Source organism: Gilliamella sp. Pas-s27 (assembly GCF_009795865.1).
Taxonomy (GTDB): domain Bacteria; phylum Pseudomonadota; class Gammaproteobacteria; order Enterobacterales; family Orbaceae; genus Gilliamella.
The window spans coordinates 1-14,218 of record NZ_WTEW01000006.1 but is presented as its reverse complement, the minus strand read 5'-3'; the positions used below and the strand labels follow the sequence as shown (position 1 = coordinate 14,218).

At 35.6% G+C, this 14,218-nt stretch carries 12 protein-coding genes; 10 read left to right on the top strand and 2 right to left on the bottom strand.

Features of this window, described 5'->3' with window-relative positions; genetic code table 11:
- Positions 1–7 precede the first annotated feature (7 nt).
- The 4 genes from GQ589_RS03630 to recG all read left to right on the top strand — a co-directional run bounded on the left by GQ589_RS03630 (position 8) and on the right by recG (position 6,421).
- Positions 8–1,741: a SulP family inorganic anion transporter gene (locus GQ589_RS03630; RefSeq protein ID WP_202115012.1), complete on the top strand. Its 1,734-nt coding sequence runs from the start codon at positions 8–10 to the stop codon at positions 1,739–1,741.
- A gap of 157 nt (positions 1,742–1,898) precedes the next feature.
- Positions 1,899–2,189, top strand: coding sequence for a DNA-directed RNA polymerase subunit omega (gene rpoZ / locus GQ589_RS03625; protein WP_160424650.1), 291 nt, complete (start codon positions 1,899–1,901; stop codon positions 2,187–2,189).
- A gap of 24 nt (positions 2,190–2,213) precedes the next feature.
- Positions 2,214–4,322 (top strand): bifunctional GTP diphosphokinase/guanosine-3',5'-bis pyrophosphate 3'-pyrophosphohydrolase, encoded by a 2,109-nt coding sequence (gene spoT, locus GQ589_RS03620; protein ID WP_160424647.1) that lies wholly within the window; start codon positions 2,214–2,216, stop codon positions 4,320–4,322.
- A gap of 5 nt (positions 4,323–4,327) precedes the next feature.
- A complete protein-coding gene (gene recG / locus GQ589_RS03615) occupies positions 4,328–6,421 on the top strand; it encodes an ATP-dependent DNA helicase RecG (RefSeq protein ID WP_160424645.1) in 2,094 nt (697 codons plus the stop codon).
- A gap of 89 nt (positions 6,422–6,510) precedes the next feature.
- Here recG and ulaG read toward each other — a convergent pair whose 3' ends face one another.
- Both ulaG and ulaR read right to left on the bottom strand, forming a co-directional pair.
- Complete coding sequence (ulaG, locus tag GQ589_RS03610) at positions 6,511–7,578, bottom strand: L-ascorbate 6-phosphate lactonase (protein WP_160424644.1); 1,068 nt, start codon at positions 7,576–7,578, stop codon at positions 6,511–6,513.
- A gap of 26 nt (positions 7,579–7,604) precedes the next feature.
- The gene (gene ulaR / locus GQ589_RS03605) at positions 7,605–8,366 is read right to left on the bottom strand and encodes an HTH-type transcriptional regulator UlaR (protein ID WP_160412075.1); all 762 of its coding nucleotides are present in this window, start codon (positions 8,364–8,366) and stop codon (positions 7,605–7,607) included.
- A gap of 436 nt (positions 8,367–8,802) precedes the next feature.
- On the opposite strand from ulaR, the gene GQ589_RS03600 reads away from it, so the two are divergent.
- From GQ589_RS03600 to GQ589_RS03575, 6 genes are all read left to right on the top strand, one after another.
- Positions 8,803–10,572 (top strand): PTS ascorbate-specific subunit IIBC, encoded by a 1,770-nt coding sequence (locus tag GQ589_RS03600; protein ID WP_160412074.1) that lies wholly within the window; start codon positions 8,803–8,805, stop codon positions 10,570–10,572.
- A 24-nt stretch (positions 10,573–10,596) separates the two neighbouring features.
- On the top strand, positions 10,597–11,070 hold the full coding sequence (locus GQ589_RS03595; protein ID WP_160424642.1) for a PTS sugar transporter subunit IIA: 474 nt from the start codon (positions 10,597–10,599) through the stop codon (positions 11,068–11,070).
- Between the two features lie 3 nt (positions 11,071–11,073).
- Complete coding sequence (locus GQ589_RS03590; RefSeq protein WP_160412072.1) at positions 11,074–11,766, top strand: L-ribulose-5-phosphate 4-epimerase; 693 nt, start codon at positions 11,074–11,076, stop codon at positions 11,764–11,766.
- Between the two features lie 20 nt (positions 11,767–11,786).
- Positions 11,787–12,431 (top strand): 3-keto-L-gulonate-6-phosphate decarboxylase UlaD, encoded by a 645-nt coding sequence (locus GQ589_RS03585; RefSeq protein WP_160412071.1) that lies wholly within the window; start codon positions 11,787–11,789, stop codon positions 12,429–12,431.
- A gap of 95 nt (positions 12,432–12,526) precedes the next feature.
- The gene (locus GQ589_RS03580; protein ID WP_370519413.1) at positions 12,527–13,408 is read left to right on the top strand and encodes an L-ribulose-5-phosphate 3-epimerase; all 882 of its coding nucleotides are present in this window, start codon (positions 12,527–12,529) and stop codon (positions 13,406–13,408) included.
- 347 nt (positions 13,409–13,755) lie between these two features.
- Positions 13,756–14,218 (top strand): contractile injection system protein, VgrG/Pvc8 family (locus GQ589_RS03575; RefSeq protein WP_255471087.1); only part of this gene is annotated, 463 nt, incomplete at its 3' end.

Here is a 14,218-nt window from a genome sequence, read left to right as displayed (position 1 = left end):
GATCAGTATGGGTAGGTTTTTACACGGTATTTTTTTTCAAAAAATAACTTCTTGGATGCCAGGGCTAAGTAGTTTATTACAATATAAGCGAGAATATTTTACTTTTGACCTTAAAGCTGGGTTATCGGTTGCTGCCGTTTCGTTACCTGTATCCATTGCTTATGCTGAATTGACGGGAGTTGGTGCAATAGCGGGGCTATATTCAACCATTTTACCTTTAATTGTGTATGCGCTTTTTGGATCTTCTAAACAACTGATTGTTGGACCTGATACAGCAACTTGTGCGGTGGTCGCTGCTGTTGTTTTCCCGTTAGCAGCAAATGATCCTGTATTGCGTTGGCAATTAGTTATTATATTAACAATTATGATCGGTATTTGGTGCATCATTGCAGGGAAGTTGCATCTTGGTGCGTTGGCTGACTTGCTTAGTCAGCCTATTTTAATTGGTTTGCTTAATGGTATTTCAATTACTATTATGGTTGATCAATTAGCTAAAACATTGGGATTTCGTTATGATTATTCTTATTTGATTGAACGAATTGTTTATTTTCCATTTAAAATATCCCAAATTCATATAGGAACAGCACTTGTTTCACTTTTTACTTTATTAATTTTAGTTGGTTTAAAGCGATTAAAACCACTATATCCAGCCCCGTTATTAGCTGTCATTGTGATGACGATGTTTTCATGGTTGTTTAATTTCGAACATTTTAATATTCGTATTATTGGCAATATTAGTAATGATTTTATTCCTGCTGAGTCATGGCTCGATTTTGATAAAGGTCTAATGCGCGATTTAGTTGTACCTTCGCTTAATATTGCTATCATTTGTTTTGTTAGTATGATGATAACAGTACGCAGTTTTGCATCCAAAAATAATTATGAAACAAATGCTGATGTTGAATTTAAGGCGTTAGGTATTGCTAATATTGTAGCTGGTCTATCGCAAGGTTTTGTAGTTAGTGGTACATCATCAAGAACTGCTGTCAATGATGCCAATGGTGGTAAAACGCAACTAGTTTCGATTATTGCCGCAATCTTAATTGGTTTTGTGGTAATGTTTTTTCTTTCTCCCTTACAGTATATTCCAACTTGTGTATTAGGGGTGATTTTAATTTATTCTTCAATTTCGTTAATTAATTTTCAAACAATTATTCGTTTTTTCAAGTTTGATCGCGATGCCTTTTATTTAAGTTTAATAACACTAGTTTCTGTGCTTATTATTGGTATTATTCCCGGCATGGCACTAGCGGTGTTACTTGGGCTATTTTTGTTTTTACGACGTGTTTTTAGACCGAAAGATCAGCTGCTAGGTGTTGATGAAAGTGGTCGCATTCATTCAATTGGTCAAGATGTAAAACCCATTGGTAATACCATGATTTACCGATTCAATTCTCCGTTGACTTATTTTAATATTGCCTATTTTAAGCGAAGAATTATTAGTTATATTGATGAAGCTGAAGAGCCAATAAATTATGTGATAGTTGATGCGATTCCTTGTTTTACTTACAAAGATGTCAGTGTGTTGTCGGGGATTGAGGAGTTAGTAAAGTCTTTAAAAGTAAGAAATATCATTTTAATTTTATCAGGTCGTCGAAAAACGCTTAAAAACTGGTTTAAACAAATGAATATAAAGCTTGATGATGAGCATATTGAATTTGCTTATGACCTTTATTTTGCGGTTAGATTAGTTCAAAGCAAGGAACATATGGATAACAAAGATGATGAGGAATTAATTTAGTCATCATTGCTAGTGATAAAATTATAAAGGGGATTTTTCTAAGTAATTTGGATTTCGAGATATAAACCAATATTAATATAGACAATCCCCTATAAATTTAAGTAGAATACTAGATCATTTTAAATAAGTATTTTAGTAAACAATATTAGAGGTAAAAATGGCACGTGTAACTGTTCAAGATGCAGTAGAAAAAATTGGTAATCGCTTTGATCTCGTCATTGTAGCAGCAAGACGCGCTCGTCAACTACAAGTTGAAAATAAATCACCACTTATTCCTGAAGAAAACGATAAAGAAACCGTTATTGCTTTACGCGAAATTGAATATGGGCTTGTTAACAAACAAATCCTTGATGTTGCTGATTTCCAAACACGCCAAGATGAAGAAGCTGAAGTACGTGCAACACTTCATGAATCGATTCTTCTAGAAAACACACCATCGTACGAATAAACTGTAGTTTTACAGGAATTGCTCATGGAGTATTTTGATAGCTTAAAAGAGCTTGTTGCATCTTATCTTCCATCTAAACAAGTCGAATTGATTCAAGATGCTTATCTTTTTGCTAAAAATGCCCATGAAGGGCAATTCCGATGTAGTGGTGAACCTTATATCACTCATCCCGTTGCTGTTGCAACATATTTAGCAGATATGCGGCTTGATTATGAAACAATTATTGCTGCACTTTTACATGATACCATCGAAGATACCCCGGTTACCTTCCAAGATATTACAAATAAATTTGGTAAACATGTTGCTATTTTAGTTGAAGGTGTTTCTAAACTTGATAAATTAAAATTTCGTAATCGACAAGAAGCTCAAGCTGAAAATTTTAGGAAAATGGTTCTTGCCATGACCGAAGATGTGCGTGTTATTTTAATTAAACTTGCTGATCGCACTCATAATATGCGCACGCTAGGGGCATTAAGACCAGATAAACGCCGTCGTATAGCAAAAGAAACATTAGAAATTTATGCTCCACTAGCCCATCGTTTAGGTATTCATCATATAAAAACCGAACTTGAAGTTTTGGGTTTTACAGCAATGCATCCAAATCGAGCCAAAGTACTTGAAAAGGTAGTAAAAGTTGCACGAAATACAAGAAAAGAACTTATTCAACAAATTTTATCTGAAATCAGAAATCGCTTGGCTGAAGCTGGTATAGATGCCGAAGTTGAAGGATTAGAAAAAAATATTTATGTCATTTATCAAAAAATGCAAATGCGAGAGCAACATTTTCACTCTATAATGGACATCTATATTTTTAGAATCGTAGTTAAAAATGTAGATGCTTGTTATCGTGTCCTTGGTCTTGTGCATAATTTATATAAGCCACGACTTAATCGTTTTAAAGATTATATTGCGATTCCAAAAGCGAATGGTTATCAGTCATTACATTCATCATTAATTGGACCACATGGCACACCTGTCGAAGTGCAAATTCGTACCGAAGATATGGAGCAAATGGCAGAAATGGGCGTAGCCGCACATTGGGTATATAATGAAACTGATGAATTAAACAACACAACTGCACAAATCAAAGCACAACGTTGGATGCAAAGTCTGTTAGAACTACAACAAAGTGTAGGAAATTCTTTCGAATTTATTGAAAACGTAAAATCAGACTTATTTCCTAAAGAAATTTATGTTTTTACTCCTAAAGGACGTATTGTTCAGCTACCCGAAGGTGCAACAGCTGTTGACCTTGCTTATGCAGTGCACTCTGATATCGGTTATCAATGTATTGGTGCGCTTGTTGATCGTAAGCCTTACCCACTATCACAACCGTTAAGCAGTGGGCAAACGGTTGAAATTATCACCTCGCCAGAAGGGCGTCCTAATGCAAATTGGTTAAATTTTGTAGTTAGCGCTAAAGCGAAGTCTCGCATTCGTCAAGCACTTAAAACATTAAAACGTGAAGATGCTATTGAATTGGGTCGACGCTTACTCAATCTTTCGTTAGTTAAATCAGGCGGTATTAATGCTTTATCACCAAATCAAAAATCTAGAGTGATTGAATTAGCTAAACAATCCACTTTTGATGATGTTTTGGTTGAAATTGGACTCGGTAATATTATGAGTCATTTTATTGTCAAAGGCTTAGAGCATAAAGGGTTATTACAAAGTAAATCAGAACCAAATAAAACACTGGTTATTACTGGTAGCGAAGGTGTTTTAGTTACGTTTTCTAAGTGTTGTCATCCTCTTCCTAATGATCCTATTATTGGGCATGTCAGTCCAGAAAAGGGCTTAACTGTGCATCATGAATCCTGTCGAAATATTGTTGGTTATCAAAAGAATCCAGAAAAATATATATCACTGAAATGGGCATCTGACATATCTCAACGGTTTGTTGCTGAAATTTGGCTTGATATTCTAAACACTCAAGGCTCTTTGGCGCACATTCTTTCAATTATTAATGATGAAAATACTCGCCTGCAATGGTTGAATACCGAAGAAAAAGATAGACAAATTTATACAGTTATATTGCAAATAGAAGTAAAAAATACACAACAACTTAATGAATTAATTCGTAAAATGTCATTACAACCAGATGTAGTGAGTGTTACACGAAATATAAATTAGTCATTATGATAAATCGTTTTCTTGATCATTTACCGTTGATAAAACTAACAGGAATTGGTGCAAATTTAGAAAAAAAATTCAATACATTAGGTATTTATACCGCTAAAGATCTATTATTGCATTTCCCCTTGCGTTATGAAGATCGCACTTCATCTTGTGCCATTGGCGATGCCACTATTGGTGAATTTACTACAATAGAAGGCGTGATTATCAAAAGCGAACTCACATTTAATCGGCGGCAAATGCTCATTTGTTATGTTCAAGATGATTCAGGTATTGCTATATTGCGATTTATGCATTTTACTGCAGGTATGAAAGCGTCGTTAATTAAAGGAAAATGGATTAGCGCTTATGGCGAAATAAAACACGGCAAAAATCACCTTGAAATTATTCACCCACAATTTAAACTCAAAACTCATCAAAATGACAAAAGCGCCAGTTTAGATGGTGAACAGGAAAGATATACACCTATTTATTCAACGACTTATGGACTATCTCAAAATGTGATTCGACGATCAATAATGACGGCATTACTGTTTTTGAAAAACAATCCCCCAGACGAGATTTTACCACCGCAGCTAGCTTGTCGTTTTTTGTCAGCATTAGATTGTTTAAATATTATTCACAACCCACCGATTGATACCCAAATTTCGCAGTTAGAATCAGGTGAACACCCAGCTATTAAACGACTTATCTTTGAAGAATTGATTGCTTATCATTTAAGTATGTTGATGATAAAAACACATAACCAAAATCAGCAATCACATCAATTTTATCCAACCCAATGCTTAATTAAACCATTTTTATCATCATTACCTTTTAAGCCGACCGGTGCTCAGCAACGTGTTGTGCAAGATATCTATCAAGATATGACCAAAACTGCGCCCATGATGCGATTAATTCAAGGTGATGTAGGTTCTGGAAAAACATTAGTTGCAGCTTTAGCTGCACTAAATGCGATTGAAAACGGTAACCAAGTGGTATTAATGGCACCCACCGAAATATTAGCCGAACAGCATTATAACAATTTTAATAGTTGGTTTACTCCATTAGGAATTAGTGTTGACTGGTTATCAGGGCGATTAACTGCCAAAAATAAACAGCAGCGTTATGATCGTGTTAAAAATGGTGAAATCACCATGTTAATTGGTACGCATGCGGTTTTTGTAGATAAAGTTGAGTTTGCTTCGTTAGGTTTAGTCATTATTGATGAACAGCATCGCTTTGGTGTTAACCAGCGACTAAGTCTTTGGGAGAAGGGTATTAAAGGTCATCTTCATCCACATCAATTAATTATGACCGCAACACCTATTCCTAGAACACTAGCTATGACAGTGTATGCAGATTTAGATGTTTCTATTATTGATGAATTGCCACCAGGGCGAACCCCCATTACTACAGTTGTCATACCTAATACTCGTCGTGATGAAATTATTGAACGTGTCAATCAAGCTTGCCTCGATAACCGCCAAGTTTATTGGGTTTGTACATTGGTTGAAGAGTCCGAAATACTTGATGCCCAAGCAGCTGAAATACTTGTAGAAGAATTACAACAAAGATTACCACATCTTAATATTGCTTTAGTGCACGGTAAAATGAAATCTGATTTAAAACAATCAGTCATGCAAGACTTTAAAGCAGGAATAATTCAACTACTTGTTGCCACAACGGTTATTGAAGTAGGTGTTGATGTGCCTAATGCTAGTTTAATGATTATCGAAAATGCCGAGCGATTAGGTTTAGCTCAATTACATCAACTGCGAGGACGCGTTGGGCGAGGAACGGCGGTATCTCATTGTGTACTTATGTATCAAGCCCCTTTAAGCAAAGTTGCTCAAGCTCGTATGAAAGTTATGCGTGAAAGTAATGATGGTTTTGTTATTGCGCAAAAAGACCTTGAACTTCGTGGGGGTGGCGAAATTTTAGGAACACGGCAAATGGGATTGGCTAATTTTAAAGTTGTTGATCTAATTCGAGATCAACATTTGATTAGTGAAGTACAACAAGCCTCTTATGATATCCAAAAAAATCACCCACAAAGCGCAGCACAACTAGTTGATTGTTGGTTGCCAAATCGTGAAAAGTATATTAATGCTTGATGAATAAGATTAATTTGAATTGGCGTGTGGATGGTAAAATTATTATTTGAACCATCCACATGTTAAAATCGAATAACTACATTAGCGGATTATAAGAATGAGCGATACGGCAACTCTGGCTCATCGATAAAAATATCTCTAAAACCACGATAATGTTGATAATGCATTTTATGCTTATCGGTTGGATAAGTATATTTACCACCAACTTGCCAGAAGAAAGGGGTAAATTTATAATCAAGACGATCTTTTTTCATTTTCCATAAAACTTCAATTTCACGAGGATCGCTTTGGAAGTTTGCCCAAATATCATGGTGGAAAGGGATCACAACTTGAGTATTAAGTGATTCAGCTGCTCGTAAAATATCGGCTGATGTCATTTTGTCGGTCACACCACGAGGATTTTCACCATAAGATAACAGTGCTACATCAATTTTGTAATCATTACCATGTTTGGCATAATAATTAGAATAGTGGGAATCACCAGAGTGATATAGTGAACCGCCTGATGTTTCAAATAAATAGTTGACTGCTCTATCATTCATACCATCTAAAATAGACTTATCGGTTGATGATACGCCTTTTGGTAAGGTCACTAACGATGTTCTATCAAAAGAGTCTAAGACACGAATAGTAATATCACCTACTTCAATCGTTTCGCCTACTTTAGCAACAATACATCGTTCTTCAGGTACGCCCCAACTTTTCCATAATTCTACACAAGCTTTTGGACCAATAAATTTTACTTTTGATGAACAGTTTTGGATAACCGCAGCAGCAACATTGACATCGATATGATCAGCGTGATCATGTGTTGCCATTACTGCATCGATTTCTTTAATTGCAAAAGGATCAAGAACAAATGGACTGGTTCTTAAGTTAGGCTGTAATTCTCGGACTCCTCCCATTCGCATCATTTGGTGCTGTTTGTTCATTAATGGATTTGCGTGAGTTTTTTTACCTGTACCACACCAAAAATCAACAGAAATATTGGTATTACCTGCTGATTTTAACCAAATACCTGTACAAGCAAGCCACCACATGGTAAATGTATTGGGTTTAACCTCTGTCGTTTCGATCTCCTCATTAAGCCAAGTTCCCCATTCAGGAAATGTATTTAATATCCACGATTCACGGGTAATTTCATTCACTTTACTCATACTTTGTTCCTTTTACAATTTAATAGTTAGACTAAAATAACTTCAACGCCTTGCTCCTTAATGCATTCGATCACGTCCTTATTAGCTTGTTTTCCGGTAATTAAAATATCAATTTTATTTACTGGACAAAAAAGCATGCCTGAATTAGCTTTAGTATCAATTTTCGAACTGTCTACTACTACAACTAGCTTTTCGACTTGTTCAAGTATTTGCTGTTCTGCAACAGCACCTAAAATTTCGTTTTTATATAAACCTATTGGCGTTAAGGTTTTTCCACTGGTAAACATCCATTTGCCCGCATAAGAATCAGTAATACTGGCAATCGGATTAAGAATAATATTTTGTGTTTTGTTGTATAACCCTCCCATAATGATGACATTTTCATGATCATGTTCAATCAAATAACAGGCGAGTGGAAAGTAGTTAGTAATAATTGAAACATTCTTACCACATAATTCGCGTCCTAATAAAAATGCCGTTGAACCACAGTTGATAACAATATTTTCGTCACTATTACACAGTTTTGCAGCACGAATCGCAATACGGGCTTTTTCGTGATAGTGATCGGTATTATTGTTGTCAATGGGTGCCCAGATTGGTTTTACTTCTTCTAATCGCATAATGCCATTACGAACTTTTTTAACACGTCCTTCCTGATCGAGCTTAGTAATATCTCGCCTTGCAGTGGCTGGTGATATAGCAAAGTTTGTGATTAAGTCCGTTACTTTAACCATACCTTTTTCGTTTACTAATGCCACCATTTCATTATGCCGTGCGATTTCGTTCATTATTTCCTCTTACAACATAAAATGATTAAATTTGATTATTTTGATGATAATTTTCATTTGTATTGTTGTCAATTATTATAATTTTAACTTTCAGTATTTTGTTATTTAATATATTGATAATAATAATTTTAATTTTATTTTTTGCTTGTGGTTTTTTATCAGGTTGTGATCTGTGTCACAGATGCTATGTTGATTTTATGAAAATAGTGATCTTTATCAAAGTAATCATAAATAATCATTGAATGATTTATTTTGATTGTGGAATATAACAAATATTATTAATGAGCGATGAAGAATAACGTAAAGTAATCGGCTGTTTTAACCATTACTTTACAGTTCGTAAAAAAACTTGATGGAAGACATTTAAATGAAACTAAATATTAGGGATGAGTGTTGTTAGAGCAATGAAAATGTCAATAACTAATGAGAGGGACATATGGAAGTAATTTATAACGTATTTTATATTTTTTATAGTCAAGTGATGACAAAAGCACCTTTGTTACTTGGTTTGGTAACAATGCTTGGTTATTGTCTGTTACGTAAAGATCTAACTACCGTGTTGAAAGGTACAATTAAAACCATTGTCGGATTTATGTTATTGCAGGTTGGTTCGGGTGTTTTGGTATCAACATTTAAACCTGTTATTGCCAAACTGGCCGAATATCATGGTATTAAAGGTTCAATTATTGATACTTATGCATCAATGGTAGCGGTTGAAAACGGCATGGGTGAGCACTATTCATGGGTAGGTTATGCGGTTTTACTTGCTTTAGCTATCAACATTTTATTAGTTATTTTTCGACGCCTAACAGGTATTCGAACTATTATGTTAACTGGCCATATTATGTTTCAACAGGTTGGTTTAATTGCTCTATTTTACTTCCTTTTTGGCTACAGTATGTGGGAAACCATCATCTATTCGGCTATTATCACTGCGCTTTATTGGGGAATATTTTCTAATATGATGTTCAAACCAACCGAAGCGGTAACTGGTGGAGCAGGCTTTTCAATTGGTCACCAACAACAACTTGGTTCTTGGATTGCGGTTAAATTAGCGCCAAAATTAGGTGATAAAAACGATACAGTTGATAATCTAAAATTACCAAAGTGGTTACATATTTTTCATGATAGTATTGCTGCAACCACGATCGTGATGACTATATTTTTCGGTATCATATTACTTTCCTTTGGATTAGATAATTTACAAACAATGGCGGGTTCTACCCATTGGACCATCTACATATTTGAAACAGGACTTAAGTTTGCTGTCGCAATTCAAGTTATTGTTGGTGGTGTACGTATGTTTGTTGCTGAGTTATCAGAAGCTTTCAAAGGTATTTCAGAAAAATTGATTCCTAACGCGGTATTAGCCATTGATTGTGCAGCAATTTATGCCTTTTCACCCAATGCGATGGTATTTGGTTTTATTTGGGGAGCATTAGGTCAATTCTTAGCGATTGCTTTACTGCTTATCTTTAAATCGCCAATCATGATTATTCCTGGATTTATACCAATGTTCTTCTCGAATGCGACTATTGGGGTATTTGCTAACCATTTTGGTGGTTGGAAAGCGGTAATGAAAATCTGTTTTGTTATGGGCATGATAGAAGTATTGGGCTCTGCTTGGGTGATTGATATTTTTGCTCAAAATGGCACTCCAATTGATTCATGGATGGGAATGGCTGATTGGGCGATTTTATTCCCACCAATTTTACAAGGTTTATCTATTTCGCACTTATTCATCTATGTACTTATTGCGTTAGCCTTGGTTTATATGTTCTTTGCAGCTAAACAGCTACGTCAAGAAGAAGCTGATTCTAACAATCAACCTGATGAAGTGAACGACAAACAGCAAGATATTAACGAATCTGTACTTGAAAAAATGGACGAAGTGGCTGTGAGTGAAGGTCGTCCTATCCGAATTTTAGCAGTATGTGGTAGTGGTCAAGGTTCATCAATGATGATGAAAATGAAGATCGCCAATTATCTAAATAAAAAAGGTATCCCAAACGAAATGGATTCTTGTGCTGTGACTGATTATAAATCACGCTTGCCAAATGTCGATATTATCGTCGCTTCTAAACATCTTATTCACGAAATCGAGGTTAATGAAGGTCAACATGCATTAGGTGTGCAAAATATGCTAAACCCGCAAACCTTTGGTGATGAACTTATAAAATTGATTGAACAAGTGCTTTTAAAATAGATTTTAAATACTAAGGGGTACAACATGGCTTTAAAAGAATCATTAATTGAAAACAATTCTATTTTACTCAAAGCGGAGGCATCAAACTGGCAAGAAGCAGTCAAATTAGGCACTGACATGTTAGTGGCTTCTAAAGCAATAGAACCTTCTTATTACGATGCTATTATCCGTTGCGTCAAAACAATGGGTCCTTACATTATTATTGCACCAAACTTTGCCATGCCTCACGCAAGACCTGAAGATGGTGTAAATCGTACGGCTTTTGCTTTGGTGACTTTAAAAAATCCTGTCTATTTTGATGGTGAAGATGAGCCTGTTGATGTCTTAGTGACATTAGCGGGTAGTACGTCTGATCAGCATATGGAAGGATTAATGGAAGTCACGCAAATTTTAGATGATGAAAATAGTGAAACAGGGGTTGATCTTGATAAATTAAGACGTTGTAACACCAAAGAAGATGTTTATGCCGTTATCGATCAGGCATTAAATGGAGGTTGAATTATGTACCAAGCTTTAAAAGAACGTGTTTTAAACGCTAATTTATTACTACCCCAATATAATTTAGTCACTTTCACTTGGGGTAATGTATCTGAAATCGATCGCGATAAAGGCCTTATTGCCATTAAACCTTCTGGCGTTGAATATACTAATATGAAAATAGATGACATTGTGGTTGTTTCACTAACGGGAGATATTGTAGAAGGACAATTAAATCCTTCAAGTGATACCGCAACACATATTGAATTGTATAAAGCATTTCCACAAATTGGTGGTATTGTACACACGCATTCTCGTTATGCAACCATTTGGGCTCAAGCTGAGTTAGATATTCCAGCATTAGGTACTACTCATGCTGATTACTTTTATGGTGATGTGCCTTGTACTCGTGAACTAACCAATAGTGAAATTGCAACTGATTACGAAAAAAATACGGGATTAGTAATAATAGAAGAATTCAAACGTCGAGGTTTAGATCCTGTTGCTATGCCTGGCGCTATCATATCAGGCCATGCACCATTTTGTTGGGGTAAAAACGCCTTAGATGCGGTGCATAATGCTGTAGTACTTGAAGAAGTAGCAATGATGGCGCTTTCAACTCGGCAACTTAATCAAACAATCAAAATTCAACAAACATTATCTGACAAGCACTATTTTCGTAAACATGGCGCAAATGCTTATTACGGTCAAAAATAACAAATATTAAGGAGAACAACATGACAGCACCTAAATTACAAATAGCATTAGATCAAACTGAATTAGCATCAGCATTAGATGTGGCGAAAAATGTAGCAGGATTTGTTGATATCATTGAAGTTGGTACTATTCTTGCGTTTGGAGCCGGTATACAAAGTGTAAAACGGTTAAGGGAGCTCTATCCAAATCATATTTTAGTGTGTGATTTAAAAACCACTGACGGTGGGGCGATATTGGCAAAAATGGCGTTTTCAGCTGGTGCAAATTGGTTAACCGTATCAGCCGCAGCTCACATTGCAACTGTAGAAGCGTGTAAAAAAGTGGCTGATGAATTTAACGGTGAAATTCAAATCGAATTATATGGTCATTGGACTTTAGATGATGCCAAAGCTTGGCGAAAGCTTGGTATTAAGCAAGCCATATATCATCGTTCTCGTGATGCTGAATTAGCTGGTATTGGTTGGGGTGAGGATGATATAACCAAAATGCGTCAATTGTCTGATCTAGGACTTGAACTATCAATTACTGGTGGAATTGTACCAGAAGATATCCATTTATTTGCTGGCATAAAAACCAAAGCCTTTATTGCCGGTCGTGCACTTGCTAATGAAAACGGCCAAAAAACGGCGCAAGCATTAAGAGAGCAGATCGCAAAATATTGGTAAAAACCGCATGCAGCTAAACAAATCAGCTGCATGGTTTCTTTTCATATAAAAAATGGATTATCACCATGTTGCAAAGTAAAGATATATCAAAAACATTGTATCAAATCAAAAATACTCCTCGTATTGGTATTTATGAAAAAGCCTTACCTAACGAGTTATCATGGCAAGATAAATTACAAGTAACTAAAAAGTTAGGATTTGATTTTATCGAAATTTCGGTCGACGAATCAAATGAGCGTCGTGCTAGATTAGATTGGTCTGATGATGAGATCTATTCACTTAGGCATCAATGCGAAAAAATTGGAATTCCACTACATTCTATGTGCCTAAGTGCACATCGTAAATATCCATTTGGTTCAGCCAATAATGATATCCGTAATGAAGCCAAAATCATTATGGACAAAGCCATTACGCTAGCTTACAAGTTAGGAATAAGAGTGATCCAACTTGCTGGCTATGATGTTTACTATGAACCAGCCGACTTACAAACACATCAGCGCTTTATTCAAGGTATGCAGTGGGCAGTTAAGCAAGCTGAGCGAGCAGGGGTGATGTTAGCGGTTGAAATTATGGATACGCCTTATCTCAACAGTTTAAGCAAATTCGAGATCCTCAAAAAAAATATCGATTCACCTTACTTTATGGCTTACCCCGATGTAGGTAATATTACTGGTTGGAATTATGATACTTGCACCGAACTTAAGTTAAGTCGTGATCATATTGTCCAAATTCATCTAAAAGACACATTCAAAGTTAAAGTCGATTATTCTGGGCAATTTAGGGATCTAGTCATTGGTGAAGGCGAAGTCGATTTTACCGCTATTTTTGAAACACTTCGCACCATGAATTATGTTGCACCATTGGTAATTGAAATGTGGGCAAAGGATGAAAAATGGCAAGACAACATAATTATCGCCCAAAATCGTCTAAAAGCAATTGCTGAAAAAGTAAATTATCCTTTATTTACAAAATATTAACTTTAATAAAAATCAATAATAAATTCACCATCTATAATTAAAAATACCTCATGCTCCACTAATATAATTTAGCGGTGGAGTATAATGTTATTTTTTGTATAATTATTTAATAAAACAATGATTTTTTGCATTCAATGATCAAAAATTATTAATATTAAAAAAGTGATGGTTAAAAAATAGTTAAATTTTGCCCTGAAATATTCTATACTCTATACCTTATTTAGATTATCTATTAGTTAACTATATTAGATAACTAAAAGTGATTACAACAAACTAAAGGTATTATTCTTTATTTCAATTAAATCAATAAGTAAGGAAGGGAAAACATGGCAAATGAGTTTGACCGTTTGGTTGACAAGTTAGGTGAGGGATTGGTTAATGGGTTAATTGATGGGTTGAAAAGTGTGAGTCATAATCGTTATACCTTAACCGTTGAGGGGCTGGGTTCACCGGTGTCGGTGTTGCAGGTTAAAGGCGATGAGCCACTCAATCAACCCTGGCATTATACGATAACCTTCACCAGTCCTGATAAAGCCCTGTCCCTTGATTCCCTCCTTAACCAACATGCCACTTTCTCATTTAATCCAGTTATCAATAAGCCCTTAAGCACCGCCATACGCTCATTAAGTGATTTACCCACGGTCAGTGATGCTCGCAGACTTCATGGGGTGATTACGGCCTTTAGTCAGCTATCGGTCAGTAAAGAGCAAGCGCATTATGAAGTGGTTTTATCATCTCGTTTAGCGTTGTTAGCGTTGGAAAAGCAGTGTGCGATTTATCAAAACCAAAGCGTGGTCAGTGTGGTGGAAT